The organism is Flavobacterium sp., assembly GCF_017744675.1.
Classification (GTDB): domain Bacteria; phylum Bacteroidota; class Bacteroidia; order Flavobacteriales; family Flavobacteriaceae; genus Flavobacterium.
In genome coordinates this window covers 795591-812517 of the sequence record NZ_JAGIAV010000004.1, presented here as the reverse complement: position 1 = coordinate 812517, position 16927 = coordinate 795591, and the positions used below count along the sequence as shown (strand labels likewise).

7 protein-coding genes are annotated in these 16927 nt (G+C 37.0%); 6 read left to right on the top strand and 1 reads right to left on the bottom strand.

The window, feature by feature from the left end; genetic code table 11:
• Nucleotides 1-10 precede the first annotated feature (10 nt).
• Nucleotides 11-2461 (top strand): primosomal protein N', encoded by a 2451-nt coding sequence (priA, locus tag J7574_RS13745; protein ID WP_290969407.1) that lies wholly within the window; start codon nucleotides 11-13, stop codon nucleotides 2459-2461.
• An 8-nt stretch (nucleotides 2462-2469) separates the two neighbouring features.
• Here priA and J7574_RS13740 read toward each other — a convergent pair whose 3' ends face one another.
• Nucleotides 2470-3168 carry a LytTR family DNA-binding domain-containing protein gene (locus J7574_RS13740; RefSeq protein ID WP_008463025.1) on the bottom strand — a complete coding sequence of 233 codons (699 nt, stop codon included), beginning with the start codon at nucleotides 3166-3168 and terminating at the stop codon, nucleotides 2470-2472.
• A 177-nt stretch (nucleotides 3169-3345) separates the two neighbouring features.
• Here J7574_RS13740 and rpsF point away from each other — a divergent pair, with 177 nt between their 5' ends.
• From rpsF to J7574_RS13715, 5 genes are all read left to right on the top strand, one after another.
• Entirely contained in the window at nucleotides 3346-3687 is a 342-nt protein-coding gene (rpsF, locus tag J7574_RS13735; protein WP_068842999.1) for a 30S ribosomal protein S6, read from the top strand.
• 5 nt (nucleotides 3688-3692) lie between these two features.
• Complete coding sequence (gene rpsR / locus J7574_RS13730) at nucleotides 3693-3989, top strand: 30S ribosomal protein S18 (protein WP_002987043.1); 297 nt, start codon at nucleotides 3693-3695, stop codon at nucleotides 3987-3989.
• Between the two features lie 68 nt (nucleotides 3990-4057).
• Nucleotides 4058-4498: a 50S ribosomal protein L9 gene (gene rplI / locus J7574_RS13725; RefSeq protein WP_290969351.1), complete on the top strand. Its 441-nt coding sequence runs from the start codon at nucleotides 4058-4060 to the stop codon at nucleotides 4496-4498.
• Nucleotides 4499-4627: 129 nt separating this feature from the next.
• Nucleotides 4628-5101, top strand: a complete 474-nt coding sequence (locus J7574_RS13720; protein ID WP_290969348.1) for a DUF6495 family protein — start codon at nucleotides 4628-4630, stop codon at nucleotides 5099-5101.
• A 1168-nt stretch (nucleotides 5102-6269) separates the two neighbouring features.
• Complete coding sequence (locus tag J7574_RS13715; RefSeq protein WP_290969345.1) at nucleotides 6270-16916, top strand: gliding motility-associated C-terminal domain-containing protein; 10647 nt, start codon at nucleotides 6270-6272, stop codon at nucleotides 16914-16916.
• Nucleotides 16917-16927: the final 11 nt, after the last annotated feature.

The window sequence follows — 16927 nt, the reverse complement described above, 5'->3', positions numbered from 1 at the left end:
AAAAAATCCAATGCATTTCATCGAAGTTATTTTACCGCTTTCTTTAGCAAAGACATTTACATATCGAATTTCTGAAGCTGAATATCATTTCATTCAAAAAGGAATGCGTGTTGCCGTACCTTTCGGTAAAAGTAAAATATATACTGCGCTTGTTTTGGATGTTCATCAAAATGCGCCAACATTATATGAGGCCAAAGAAATCCATCAAATTTTAGATGAAAAACCAATTGCTACCGAAATCCAAATTAAACATTGGCTTTGGGTGGCCAATTATTATATGTGCGGCATTGGGGATGTCTACCGTGGTGCATTTCCAAGTGGATTGTTGCTGGAAAGCGAAACCATTATTTCGCATAAACCTGATGTTGTGGTAAACGACAGTGAGCTTTCTGATGATGAATTTTTAATTTACGAAGCTCTGCATCATCAGAGTTCATTAAAGGTTCAGGAAATTTCTTCAATTTTAAATAGAAAAAACATACTTCCGATTCTGCAGAAATTGATTGCTAAGGATATTATTTTTTTAGATGAAGAAATAAAAGAAACGTATAAACCAAAGTTGGTTCGATATGCAAAGTTGCATTCCAAATACGAATCTGATAATGGCTTAGAAGAATTGCTCACGGTGCTTAAAAATGCTAATAAACAGAAAGAAATTGTTTTAGCTTACTTTCAAATTAGCGCTTCAGAAAAAAAGCCCATTACAGTAAAAAAACTTGTAGAAGTTTCTAATGCAGGATCGGCAGCGGTGAAATCTTTGGTAGAAAAAGAAATCTTTGAAGAATATTATTTGCAGCACGATCGGGTTGTATTTAATGGGGAAGCATCAGAAAAAGAACTGCAATTGAGCGAAGCGCAAGAAAATGCTTTTCTGGCAATTAAAAATAGTTTTTTAGAGAAAGAAGTTTGCTTGCTTCATGGTGTAACTTCGAGTGGAAAAACAGAGATTTATATTAAACTCATTGAAGAATATCTAGAGACAGGAAAACAAGTTCTGTATCTGCTGCCAGAAATTGCGCTTACTACGCAGTTGGTTTCGAGATTGCGTCTCCATTTTGGAGATAAGGTGGCTGTTTTTCATTCAAAATATAGCAATAATGAAAGGGTTGAGGTTTGGAGACAGACACTTGAAAACTCGCCAAAAGCACAAATTGTAATAGGAGCTAGGTCAGCGTTATTTTTGCCCTTTAACGAATTAGGGTTGTTAATTGTTGACGAAGAGCACGAACAGACATTTAAGCAGACAGATCCTGCGCCAAGATATCATGCAAGAGACGCTGCAATAGTTTTGGCTAATTTTCATAAAGCAAAAGTATTGTTAGGTTCAGCGACCCCAAGTATTGAAACTTATTTTAACACCCAAAACGATAAATACGGATTGGTAACCCTTTCTGAACGCTACAAAAATGTTCGTTTGCCTGAAGTGCTTTTGGTGGATCTAAAAGACAAGCATTTCAGAAAAAGGATGACGGGGCATTTTAGCGATCTTTTAATCGAAGAAATTGCAGAATCATTATCGGTGAGCGAACAGGTTATTTTGTTTCAAAATAGAAGAGGATATTCACCTATAATAGAATGTTTGACTTGCGGTCACGTTCCGCATTGCCAGCAGTGCGATGTGAGTTTGACGTATCATAAGCATAAAAATCAGCTACGTTGCCATTATTGCGGTTATTCGATTGCAAAACCTACTAATTGCCATAGTTGTTCCAGTATAGATTTAACGACAAAAGGTTTTGGAACCGAGCAGATCGAGCAGGAGTTGACTTCTCTGTTTCCGAAAGCAAAAACAGCTAGAATGGATCAAGATACTACTCGAGGAAAATTTGGCTTTGAGAAGATAATTGATACGTTTAAAAATCGTGAAATAGATATTTTGGTGGGTACGCAAATGCTGGCCAAAGGGCTTGATTTTGATAATGTAGGATTGGTCGGAATTATGAATGCCGATAATATGCTTCATCATCCTGATTTTAGAGCTTTTGAACGCAGTTTTCAAATGATGACGCAAGTTGCAGGAAGGGCGGGAAGGTCAGAAAAGCAAGGGAAGGTTGTAATTCAGACTTATAATCCGAATCATAATACTATTCAGCAGGTTACCAATCACAATTATTTAGGTATGTATAAAGAGCAATTGTATGACAGGCAAATTTATAGATATCCTCCTTATTTTAGGATTATAAAACTCACTTTAAAACATAAAGATTTTGATAAGCTAAAAGAAGGAGCAATGTGGTTGTATCAGGTTTTGAGTCAGAATTTAGGAATGCCGGTTTTAGGGCCAGAAGAGCCAGCAATAAGCAGAATAAGAAACGAGTATATCAGAACTATATTGATTAAAATTCCGCACAATCTTCATTTAGGAAATACAAAAAAAACTATTCAGAAAATGCTGAATAGTTTTGAAGCTGTGGCTCAATATAGAGCTATAAAAGTTGTAATTAATGTAGATTTTTATTAAAACGACAATTAAGAAGAAGTTGAGAGTGCTTTTACCAGATCTTCTTTTTTATTGCGGCTTAAAGGTATTTTAGTGATGCCTATTTCGGCAAATTTGCTGTTAAATCGCTCTACCTTATCTATATTGATGATGTACGATTTGTGAACACGGATAAATTTGTCTTTCGATAGGTCATTTTCAAAAGATTTCATGGTAGAAAGTACCAAATTGCTGTCGTCTTCGGTTACTACTCTTACGTAATCTCCAAAAGCTTCAATCCATTTTATTTTTGAAGTGAAGATTTTAAGTTTTTTTAGATTACTTTTGATGAATATATGTTCGCCTTCTTCTTCTTTGATATCTTTTTTAAGCAAATGCATGTCGATTGCCCTTTTTACAGAGGCATTAAAACGGTCAACTGCAATTGGTTTCTGAAGATAGTCGGTAGCGTCGTAGTCGAAAGCTTTTAAAGCATATTCGGCTTTAGAAGTGATAAATATAATCTGCGGTTTTGATTTTAGTCCGTCAAGAAAATCAAATCCGTTAATAACAGGCATTTCTATATCAAGAAATATTAAATCAATATTATTTAATGAGATGCAACTTTTTGCTTCAATTGCATTAGAAAAATCTCCGATTAAATGCAAGCCTGGGTGATTATTTACCAATTTGGCAATAATTGTCCTTTGTATAGAACTATCATCTACAACAACACAGTTTAGTTTCATAACATTTACATTTAGAATAAATTCAGGATAGCAGTAGTAAATGTATTATTTTTTTGTAAAAAAAACTAAGGTTGAGGGATATTTTTTGTATTATGCCGAATAAAAGGAAAAAAATGTTGCATATATAAATTAAATGCTTACTTTTGCACCCAATTTTAACAAATAAATTTTTTATTTATGAATCATTATGAAACTGTTTTCATTTTAAATCCCGTTTTATCTGAGGTTCAGGTGAAGGAAACAGTAACGAAATTTGAAGAATTTCTTACTAGTAGAGGAGCTGAAATGGTATCGAAAGAGGATTGGGGTCTTAAAAAAATGGCTTACGAAATCCAAAACAAAAAAAGTGGTTTTTACCATTTATTCGAATTCAAAGTAGCTGGAGAAGTTCTTTTAGCTTTTGAAACTGAATTCAGACGTGATGAAAGAGTTATGCGTTTCTTAACTGTAAGTTTAGACAAACATGCTATTTCATGGGCTGAGAGAAGAAGAGCAAAATTAAAATCTACTAAAGCGTAATTATTATGTCTACAATTGAGCAATCTGCAAAAGGAAAAAAAGACGGAGATATCAGATATTTAACGCCTTTAAACATTGAAACTAACAAAACTAAAAAGTATTGCCGTTTCAAAAAATCTGGAATCAAATATATCGATTATAAAGATGCTGATTTCTTATTGAAATTCGTTAATGAGCAAGGAAAAATTCTTCCTCGTCGTTTAACTGGAACTTCATTAAAATACCAAAGAAAAGTTTCTGTAGCTGTAAAAAGAGCTCGTCACTTAGCTTTAATGCCATACGTGGCCGATTTATTAAAATAGTATAAAAAAAACAAAGTTGTTGGTTTCCCGTTAACGGAACCTAACTTCTAAAATATAAGGACAACAACATGGAAATTATTTTAAAACAAGACGTACAAAACCTAGGGTTTAAAGATGATGTAGTATCTGTAAAACCTGGTTACGGACGTAACTTTTTAATTCCTCAAGGATTTGCTACTTTAGCGACTCCTTCTGCTAAAAAAGTTTTAGCTGAAAACCTAAAACAAAGAGCACACAAAGAGGCTAAAATTGTTGCTGATGCTAAAGCATTGGCTGAAACATTAAAAGCTCTTGAGATTAAACTTACTGCAAAAGCTGGTGGAGAGAAACTTTTTGGTTCTATCACTAACATCGATATCGCTGAAGCTTTAGAGAAATCTGGTAATGCTATCGATAGAAAATTCATCACTAGCGGTGTTGTAAAACGTTTAGGTAAATACAATGCTACAGTTCGTTTACACAGAGATGTAATCGTTGATTTAGCTTACGAAATTGTTGCTGAAAAGTAATAGTTTTTAAATCTATACAAAAATCCCGATGTAAGTCGGGATTTTTTTTTACAATAAATATAAATCAACCTTTAAGTGGTTGTCGTAGTTTGCCTATGGCTTACAGCTTAAAGCTTAACACAAAGAAAAATGAAATACGCTAGATTAACAAAAGAACAGTTTGATGAATTACATGCTGAATTTGCAAGTTTTTTGGCTACACAAGCAATAGATAGAAAAGAATGGGAAGAACTAAAGGCTAATAAGCCTGAAGTTGCAGAACAGGAATTGGATGTTTTTTCAGATTTGATTTGGGAAGGTGTGTTAACGAGAGCAGAATACCTAGAGCATTTTTCTAAAAAACATATATTTCTTTTTCATTGTTTTGATACTTATATTAAATCAATCGTTTTGAAAACATCTTCTCCAGAAGTTGATTTTTTAACAAAAGACGGACTTCAGTGGTTAAGTGATAATATGTTTACTGATAATATCGAAATGAAAGTAGGGAAAAAGGTATTTACAGATGAACGAAATTCTTCGATTTTTGAATTGATCAAACAAGGCGCTTTTTTGAGTGATGGACAATTGTTTAAACAAATTAATACTATAATAGAATCGTAATTTGGTTTCTAACTTTTTAGAAGGCAGGTAATTAGCTTATAATTGCCTGCTTTTTTTTGTTTTTTAACTTTTGTTTAATGTTTTTGTGAATTTTAACCGCGTATTTCTACTTGTTTTTTTAGAATTCGTTAATTTTTTTTTAGTCTTGATATTTTTGGATTCATTTTGGTTGCAATTGGTCTTTATAACGGATAGTTTTATCTGTTTTTTTGTTTAATATGTAAGTTTAAACTTATTTTTTAGCAATTTAACATATTTTGTTTAATATTTTGTTTAGCTATAAAATTGCAGTAAAATTATGTTAAAAGTAGCGTTTTTCTTGATGTTTTCAGGTAGTGTTATTTTTTAAATTAAAGTTTTAAGAATAAATTATAAGAATTTTAGGCTTGTTTTATGTTTTTGTTTTTCCTAATTTTAGGTAACAAAAGTTAAACAAAGTTTTCTTTTGATTTTCAAAAACAAAATGGCTAGAATTTATTTCCATATTGTTATTGGGATTGAAACTTAAAATATACAATAACTTAATAGGTCTGCGTATGGAATTAACAATTACTTTCTTTATCAAATTTACTTTCTTTGTAAATTTTGTTTTAGTAATATTTTTTAACCTCTTAAGTTTACTTCGTTTCAACGATAATTTTAGTCGTTACCCAATATTTAGTTTTTTTTCAAAAGGTTTTCATTTTAGTTTGCTGTCTTATATTTACCCCATTTGGTGTATTACTTATAAGGAGTAATAATTTTATTGGATATAAATAGGTTCAAATCGGCTTTTTTAGCATGATAATTTAGAAAGACTAATCAACTTTCTTTAAAACAGAGAACCAACTTATATAAGAAGAATCCCCAATTCTGCTTCAACTAAAAATTTTCTTTATGAAAATTGGACCTGCAACAAATCACTCCTCCGGGAAAATTGAGTACAATCATTTTTTTCCACAAAAAGCGGAACTCATCCTGTCTCGTAGAGGTAGAATCTGTTCTCCGGTATATTTTGATATGCCGAATTCAGCGTAATTTTTTTTTAAGTAAAACAAGGTTTTAGGTACTTGTATAAGTAGCTAATTTTTGTTTTAACGGTTTCATTTTTAATTGATTGTTTAATTGCGTAGGTGCTTGCACTTACTGCGAGAGGTGTTTTATTGTCCATTTTCTAATCTTCCAAATTATGAAAAAAAAATTTACTTTTTGTAATCTCAACTCTCAAATGAGATTATTAGGACTTTTAACTTTATTCTTTATATGCACTAATGCATTCTCTCAGACTATTTGTAGACCTGTGTCTCAGACAAATAGTGCGGGAGGAGGGCTTTTGTGTTTAGGAGTAGATGTTAATAGTCCTGCCAATGCTTTTGATAGCGCTGGCTTATCCACTTATGCAACCTTAACAAATGGTGTTGCAGTGCTTGGATGTTTTGCAGAAGAAACAATGACCTTAAACCAAACAGCCCGAGCCGGCGACCAAGTTGCAATATACATTGGTACGGGCAACGGATTACTTGATTTAAGTTTGTTATCAAATGCAACGGTTCAGGCTAAAAATTCTGGAACCAATGTAGGTTCAAGTGTGGCTTTAAACAGTCCGCTTTTGAATTTAAGTTTGCTAAGCGGCAATACTGTTGCCGTTGCAAAATTTCCTATTACGGGTGATACCAACCAAATTCAAATTCAAGTTGGAGGAGGTGCGTTAGCTCTTTTAACAAGCTTAAGAGTTTACGATGTTAGACTTGAATTTGCACAGCCAACTGTATCTGGAGGTTTGACACAGACAGTTTGTGCTGGAGTTCCAACAACTCTCACAGCAACACCAGCTGCTGGTACTACGCTAGCTTGGTATAGTTCTGAATTTTCGACAACAGCTTTGGCAGTAGGAAATACGTATACAACTCCTGCCTTAACAGTAAATACGACATATTATATAGGAATAACTAGAGCCGCAGGTTGCGAAGGGAATGTTCGTGTGCCAGTGGTTTTAAATGTTTCAAATCCAGTTGCACCTGCTTATAGCAATGTGGGAACTACAGTTTGTTCTACTGGTGCAACACAGCAGACTACATTATCGTTAGTAAATGCTGTACCTGGAACAACTTATAATTGGTTTTCTTCGCCAACGGGTGGTTCGTCTCTAGCGAGTGGAACTACTTATTCTCCAACAGTGCCTTTAGGAACGACTTCATTTTTTGTAGAAGCTTCTATCGGAAGCTGTATTAGTCCGACTCGTACTCAGATTAATGTTGTTTCAACAGCGGTTCCAGCCACACCGACAGTTCTTACACAAAGTGTAACTATACAATCGGGGCAGAATGCAACTTTAAGTGCTACAACTACTGATGTTGGAGCACAATTGAATTGGTACGAAACCGCAACTGGCGGTACAGCGGTTGCAACAAATACATCCACTTTTACTACACCAATTTTAACAGCTACTAAAACTTATTATGTTGAAGCGCAAAGCCCAAACGGAAATTGCGTTAGTGCTACAAGGGTACCTGTAGTAGTTACCGTTCAGCCATCTTCTTTAATGGGCTGCCTTGAAGCAGGCAGTCAGCAGATTAGTCAAAATGGTTTGTGTGTGTTATGTAGTTCTGCAAATCCAAATTATTCTGTAGATGGAAATACTGCAACTGCAACCCGTCTGACTGTTCCGGTTGGATTAATAAATGGTTATATTCAGCAGACCTTACAATTTACTAATCCGGGAAAAGCTGGAGATATTGTTGATGTTGAGTTAGAATTGCCAGGAGGTTTAGCAGACGTGCAGCTATTAAGTGCAGTTAGTTTGGCAACTTATAATGGTGCAACTTATAATAATGATCGAGTTGCTATTAATAATCCTCTTATCACTCTGCAATTATTAAGTGGAAATAGATTTAGAGCAAGTGTTACAGCTGGAGCAAATTTTGATCGTGTTGAAATTCGATTAGGAGGCTTAGCAACAGTTTTAACAAGCGTAGATATTTATCAGGCTGCTTATAGATACAAAGATCCAGCGATTTCTGGAAATACAACTATTTGTAGTGGAGCGACAACAACTTTAACTGCTGCTCTTGCAGTGGGCGAAACGATAAACTGGTATAGTGTTCCAACAGGAGGCTCTTCTTTGGCGTCTACGGCAGCATTTACAACACCAGCTTTAACTGCTCCAACAACTTATTATATTGAAATAACTAGAAATGGTTGTGTTAATAGTGTAAGATCATCAGTTCAGGTATTGATTGATAATCCTGTTTTGCCTACCGTTACAGCAGCGCCTACAACTATTTGTAGCGGGCAATCCACTACATTATCTGTTAATGCTCCAGTTGCTGGAACTACATATAATTGGTATGATGCTGCTACAGGTGGTACTTTACTATTTACAGGTAATTCTTTTACGACTCCTGCCTTAACTGTAAATACATCTTATTTTGTAGAAGCTGCTATTGGTGCATGTACAACACCAACACGCACAGCAGTAAATTTGACTGTTAGTCCAATACCTGCAACACCAACTTTTACATCATCTAATGTAATTATTCAGTCTGGTCAAGATGCTACATTAACAATTGCTAATCCAGTTGCTGGAGTTAGATACAATTGGTATAATGCAGCTACGGGAGGTACACTTTTGGCAACTAACGTTACATCTTATACAACACCAATATTAACAAGTAATCAAACTTATTATGTAGAGGCTTCTAGTATAGCTACTGATTGTGCCAATACTGCAAGAGGTGTTGTAACGGTTACGGTAATAGCTAGTGCGAGTACATGCTTGCAAGCTAGTTCTCAAATATCATCAAATGATGGTTTGGTTTGTGTTTTATGTGCGCCTACCAATCCAAATAATGCTGTTGATGGTGATATTAGTACTTTTTCCCAGCTTAGTGTGCCAATTGGTGTAGGAGCTTATCTACAGCAACAATTGATTTTTACAAATCCAGGTTTGGCAGGAGATATAATCGATGTCGATTTAGAGGTTCCAGGAGGGCTTTTAGATATAGGCGCATTATCTAATGTTACTCTTGCAACTTACAATGGTGGTACATATAATAATGACAGAACAGCAATAAATGGTGGTTTATTAAGCATTCAACTATTATCTGGAAATAAATTTAAAGCTAGTTTTACTGCAACAGCACCGTTTGATCGTATAGAAGTACGATTAGGAGGTACTGCGACTTTATTGAGTAATTTATATATCTATCAAGCCGCTTATAGATATCCAAATGCTACCATCACAGGAGCGGCAACACCAATCTGCGCAGGGCAAACAGCTTCGTTGTCAGCTTCTTCAACAGGAGGAGAAACTTTTGTATGGTACGATGCTCCAACAGGAGGAAATATTGTAACAGTATCTCCAACAGCAGCTTTATCAGCTACTACTACCTATTATTTAGAAGCAACACGCGGAACTTGTGTAAACAGCTTACGTCAAGCAGTGACGGTTAATGTTTTACCAATTCCAACTGCAGCGGATATTGTTATTACAAGTCCAGTTGAAGCTACTTGTGCGGGAGAAGCTGTTTTAACTCCATCTTCTGCAATCGCTGGTGTTCAATTTAGATACTATACAGATCAAAATAAAACTACTGAAATTGTAAATGGAAGTGTTATTGGCGGAGTGACATTCGCAAAAGATGCGGTTACCGGAGCTCTTTCATTAACAGGTTTAACTGCGGTTGGATCGCCTTACAATTATTACATAGCGGCGTTAAATGGTGGTACTTGTGAAAATGTTAATGGAGATTTAAAACTAGTAACAGTTAATTTCCCTTCAACCACACCTTTGACAGTTATAGCGACTCCGTTACAAGCTTGCGGAAGTGCAAATTTGGTAAATGCAATTACTAATTTTGATTCATCAGGAAGTACTACTTATACATTTTATGATCCTTCAAATAATGTAATAACTGCGGATGCCGCTGCAAATATTACAGTAAGTGGTGTTTATTCTATAGAGGCACAAAGTACAGGAAGTACTTGTCCATCTGTTAGACAATCAGTAACCGTATCGATTACTGCATCACCAACTTTAGTGGTAAGTAATCCACAAGAATCTGTAAACGTTGGAACAGATGTTGCCTTAGTAGCAACTTCTACAGGAACTATTACTTGGTTTAATCCGCAAGGAGTTGCGATTGCAGGTCCTCCTTTTACAACAGGACCATTAAATACACCTGGGATTTATACTTACACAGCTGTAGCAACAGACGGAACTTGTACAGCTACAGCAACTAAAGTAATTAATGTAATTGATCTTACAAGCTGTCAAAACTTAACAGATCGAGTTTATGCAACAGCTCAAACTCAGGGATCTATAATTACTGGAGGTGTTTCAAACGGTGCAAATGCAGTGGATGGAAACCCTCAGACATTCTCAACCATTACCACAGGTTTAGGACTTTTGGGTGTTGGTACAACATGGCAAAATTTAACTTGGCCAGCCAATATTGCTAAAGGTACTCCTGTAACAGTTAAATTAGGTTCTGAATATAGTCTATTGGCTGTTGGTCAGAATTTATCAGTAGTGGGTACAAAAAATGGTGCTCTTATCGGTACAGGGCAACCAGTATCAGGATCATTATTAAATTTACTTTCGGGAGATAATACATATGAATTTACTTTTGTTCCTTCAGATGCTTCAGGGCCGCAAGATTATGACGGTATTCGCGTTGTATCTTCTTCTGTTTTAAGTGTTGCTCAAAATACAAAAGTATTTGATGCTTATTATAAAAAACCAGTTACTTCGGTAACATGTACAGATGGAGATATTCAAGATATTTTTTATGGCGCAACTGATTTAGGAATTGGAGCTGCGACTGCTTTGGTAGGAGTAAGTGATGTTTGGAATGTTGCTGATAAGGATATATCTACTTTTGCTACAATGTATAGTGGGGCCGGAGTTTTAGCGGCTGCAGACTTAACAGTACAATTTAAAACACCTTCTGTTCTTAGTGATACATTGAGAATAGTGGTTTCTAAACCAGGAACTCTTTTAACGGTTAATTTGTTAACAGGATTTTCAGTTCAACGTTATTTAGGAAATGTGGCAGTTGGTGCTCCAATCCAGAATACAAGTACTTTATTAAGTTTAAAATTATTGCCAGGAAATTCTTTAGCGATGGTATTAGTCTCTTCTCCAACAGAAATTTACGATCGAGTAAGAATTCGTTTTGGAGGTGTTGCTGGAGTATTAGATTTTTTAAGAGTTCATACTGTAGAAAGAACAGCTAATACAACGGTCATTGGTGCAGATCCGCAAAATAAAATAACGGTCTGTCCGGGAACCGATATTACGCTTCAAATTCCAGAGGTGGCTTGTTCAACTTATAGATGGTATGATGCGCCAACAGGAGGAAACTTGCTTGCATCGGGAATTACCTTTACAGTGCCAGCAAATTTAACTGCTGGAATTTATAAATACTATGTACAGCCAGTGCGTTATGGTTGCGAAAATTATACAAGAGGAGAAGTAACTGTCGAAGTTAGAGCTTCCGCTCCAGTAAATGCTTTAACAGATATTACTTTAAATGGAGGGACAGCAACTTCGGTTTGTTCTGCTTCAGGAACTGTAACTTTGGCAGCAGGTTTAACAGGAACGCCAGTTTTAACAAACCCTGTTTATCATTGGTATCGTTTTGACGGAACAACAGCTCAGTTGGTGACAGGTCAAACAACGGCACAATTGGTAATAAACGGATTGATTCCGGGAACTTATACCTATTTTGTGGGAGTGAGTTCAGATGAATTCTGTGAAACTGCGGCAGCAGATAGAAAACAAATCACATTTACAATTTTACCTCCTTCAACAGTAAATGATATTTTAGTTGATGATGTAACGGTTTGTAATGGTGTACCTGCATCATTAACGCCGACTGCACCAACATTATCAAGTCCAGTATTTACTTGGTACTTAGATGCAAATAAAATACAGCCAATTACAAACGGAGCTGTTATAGCGGGAGTTACTTATACCATAGATGCTGCTGGTGTTTTGACCGCTTCAGGTTTAACAAAAGCAGTAAGCCCTAAAACATATTATGTTGCTGTTGCAAGCACTAATACCTGCGAAAACTTAGCAGGAACATTAAAAGATGCGGCAATCATTGTTAGTGATCCAAATACGCCAACAACTACACAGAATCCTCAGAATTTCTGTTTGTCTAGTGCGTCAACTGTTGCGAACATCCAAGTAAATGAAAGCAATGTAATTTGGTATGATGCAGCTACGGGAGGAAATGTAATTGCTTCGACCACTCCGTTAATAACAAGAATTTATTATGGAGCAGCTACTGATGCTGTTACAGGTTGCGAAAGTTCAGTAAGATTGGCAGTTACAGTAAATGTAAATGATCCAGGAACTCCAACTTTGGTAACAGCGGGAACGCAAAACTTCTGTTTGGCTAATGCGCCAACATTTGCAAGCGTTCAGTTTAATGAAGCCAATATTGTGTGGTATACAGCTTTAACTGGCGGAACAGCAATTCCATCTGCAACAGCTTTAACCACTGGCACTTATTATGCTGCGATAAAAGACCCGACAACAAACTGCGAAAGCGCTGCAAGACTGACAGTTGACGTAATCGTAAGCGATCCAGGAACTCCAACATTAGTGACAGCGGGAACGCAAAACTTCTGTTTGTCAAATGCGCCAACATTTGCAAGCGTTCAGTTTAACGAAGCTAATATTTTATGGTACACAGCTTTAACAGGCGGAACAGCAATTCCATCTGCAACGGCTTTAACCACAGGCACCTATTATGCTGCGATCAAAGATCCGACAACAAACTGCGAAAGCGCTGTAAGATTAACAGTTGACGTAATTGTAAGCGATCCAGGAACTCCGACATTGGTAACAGCGGGAACGCAAAACTTCTGTTTGGTTAATGCACCAACATTTGCAAGCGTTCAGTTTAATGAAACGAATATTATATGGTATACAGCTTTAACAGGCGGAACAGCAATTCCTTCTACTACGGCTTTAACCACTGGCACTTATTATGCTGCGATCAAAGATCCGACAACAAACTGCGAAAGCGCTGTAAGATTAACAGTAGATGTAATTGTAAGCGATCCAGGAACTCCAACTTTGGTAACAGCAGGAACGCAAAACTTCTGTTTGGCAAATGCGCCAACATTTGCAAGCGTTCAGTTTAATGAAACGAACATTGTGTGGTATACAGCTTTAACAGGAGGAACAGCAATTCCATCTGCAACAGCTTTAACTACCGGTACTTATTATGCGGCGATCAAAGATCCGACAACAAACTGCGAAAGCGCAGTGAGACTTGCAGTTGACGCAATTGTAAGCGATCCGGGAACTCCAACATTGGTAACAGCAGGAACGCAAAACTTCTGTTTGGCAAATGCGCCAACATTTGCAAGCGTTCAGTTTAATGAAACGAATATTGTGTGGTATACAGCTCTAACTGGCGGAACATTAATTCCATCTACGACTGCTTTAACCGCTGGCACTTATTATGCTGCGATTAAAGATCCGACAACAAACTGTGAAAGTGCTACCAGACTTGCAGTTGATGTGATAGTAACTGATCCTGCAACACCGACAACTACACAGACCACTCAGAATTTCTGTTTGTCTACTGCGTCAACGGTTGCCAATATTCAAGTGAATGAAAGCAATGTAGTTTGGTACGATGCAGCTACGGGAGGAAACCTTTTTGCGTCAACAGATCTATTGACAAGTAGAATCTACTATGGAGCAATTAAAGATCCAGCTACAAACTGCGAAAGTTCAGTGAGATTGGCGGTAACAGTAAATGTAAACGATCCTGGAACTCCAACTTTGATAACAGCAGGAACCCAAAATTTCTGTTTGGCTAATGCACCAACATTTGCAAGCGTTCAGTTTAATGAAACGAATATTGTTTGGTACACAGCTCTAACTGGCGGAACAGCAATTGCTTCGACAACAGCTTTAACTACAGGAACCTATTATGCTGCGATAAAAGATCCGACTACAAACTGCGAAAGCGCTGCAAGACTGACAGTTGACGTAATTGTAAGCGATCCTGGAACTCCAACTTTGGTAACAGCAGGAACGCAAAACTTCTGTTTGGCAAATGCGCCAACATTTGCAAGTGTTCAGTTTAACGAGGCTAATATTGTGTGGTACACAGCTCTAACTGGCGGAACAGCAATTGCTTCGACAACAGCTTTAACTACAGGTACTTATTACGCAGCTATAAAAGATCCAGCGACAGGTTGCGAAAGCGCTGCAAGACTGACGGTTGATGTGATTGTAAATGATCCAGGAACGCCAACTTTGGTAACAGCTGGAACGCAAAACTTCTGTTTATCTGCTTCGCCAACATTTGCAAGCATTCAGACTAATCCGGCTAACGTTGTATGGTATACAGCTTTAACAGGCGGAACCGCTATTGCACCAACAACAGCTTTAACAAGCGGCACGTATTATGCAGCAATTAAAGATCCAGCTACAGGCTGTGAGAGTGCAGTAAGATTGACAGTTGATGTTATTGTAAATGATCCGGGAACTCCGACATTGGTAACAGCAGGAACACAAAACTTCTGTTTATCTGCTTCGCCAACATTTGCAAGCATTCAGACTAATCCAGCTAACGTTGTTTGGTATACAGCTTCAACAGGCGGAACAGCAATTGCTCCGACAACAGCTTTAACTAGCGGCACCTATTATGCAGCAATTTCAGATCCAACAACAGGCTGTGAAAGTGCCACAAGATTGCTAGTTGATGTAAATGTAAGCGATCCAGGAACACCAACTCTAGTAACGGCTGGAACACAAAACTTCTGTTTAGTGAATACACCTACTTTTGCTAGTGTTCAGTTTAATCAAACAAATATTGTCTGGTATACAGCTGCAACAGGAGGAACATTGATTCCATCTGCCACAGTTTTAACCAGCGGTACATATTATGCGGCGATCAAGGATCCAGTAACAGGATGTGAAAGTGCTGCAAGAGCTCAGGTTGTAATTAATGTAACAGATCCAGCAACGCCGACAACAAATGCTGCGGCACAGACTTTCTGTACAGGAACAAACCCAACTGTTGCTAATATTCAAGTAAATGAAAGCAATGTTGTTTGGTACACTACTCAAACAGGAGGAACTGCATTGGCTTCGACAGATGCATTGACAACAAGAACTTACTTTGGAGCAATAAAAGATCCAGCGACAGGATGTGAAAGCAGTGTAAGATTACAAGTTGCTGTAACGGTTGGTAATACAGTCAATCCAACAACAAACAATGCAGCACAAACTTTCTGCTCTGCAAATGCACCAACGGTTGCTAATATTCAGGTTAACCAAAGCAATGTAACATGGTTTACAGCTGCAACGGGAGGAACAGCAATACCAGCAGGAACAGCACTTGCTTCTGGAATTTATTTCGGAAATATAGTTGATCCATCAGGATGCGAAAGCTCAACTCGTTTACAAGTAACAGTTACAGTAGTTAATCCTAGTCCGACACCAACTACTGCCAGCGCTACTCAAAACTTCTGTACACTAAATTCGCCAACAGTTGCCAATATTCAAGTAAACGAAGCAAACGTTGTGTGGTATAATACAGCAGTAGGAGGAACAGCAATTCCGCCAACAACAGCTCTTACAACAGGCACTTACTATGGTGCGGTTTCAAGTGCTATTGGTTGTGAAAATCCAAATAGATTAGCTGTTACGGTAAATGTAAATTCACCAAGTGTAATTACAACACCAAGAACTACACAAACATTCTGTTTATCTGCTTTGCCAACATTGGCTAGTATTTTTGTAAACGAAACAAATGTAGTTTGGTATGCGTCTGCAACTGGCGGAACACCATTAGCAAACAATACTCCGCTTACCGCAACGACTTACTATGCGGGATCATTAGCCAATACATTTAATGGCTGTGATAACGGACCAAGATTAGGAGTTACAATTGCATTTGAAAATGATGCGGCAGTTCAAATTGCATCAACAGATGATACGCCATGTGTATTCAAAGGTGTAACCTATTCAATTGCAAATGGTAAATCTAATTATGTATGGACAATTAACGGAGGTACAATTGTTTCAGGCGGTGGTACAAACGACGGATCTGTAACCGTTTCTTGGTCAGATATTGGTCCAGGAACTGTAACTGTGGCTTATGTTAATAATTGTGACGAAAGAACAATTAAAACGCTAAATGTTAGTGTTACAAGCTGTTCAGACTTAACGATTACGCATACTGTAGACAATCCAACACCAAATTTTGGAGATCAGGTAACATTTACCATAACGGTTAACAATGTAGGAGAAGGAGATTTCAAAAATACTCTTGTTAGTGATTTGCTTCCAAGCGGTTTACAATTAGTAAGTTCTTCTGCAACTGCAGGAACTTACGATCCAGCAACACAACTTTGGACAATACCAACATTACCTGCAGGTCAAAGTGTAGTATTGACAATTGTTGCAGAAGTATTGCCAAATGGAAATTACACAAGTGTAGCAACTGTAGAAACTTCAACTCCTTTAGATGTTGACGCTTCAAATAATTCAGCTTCAGTAACATTAGAGCCAATTTGTCTAACTGTTTACAATGAGTTTACTCCGAATAATGATGGTAGAAACGATTTGTTCAGAATAGATTGTATTGAATCTTATCCAAACAACGAGCTGAAAGTGTTTAACAGATATGGAGCATTAGTGTATAGTAAAGCGCATTATGAAAATGATTGGAACGGTACAGCAAATGTATCCGGAGTTGTTAATAGAGGAGATATGCTGCCAACAGGTACTTATTTTTATGTGATAACCATTGGAGATGGAACGGTTAAAAAAGGCTGGTTATCTATTATGAGATAACTCACTTCTAT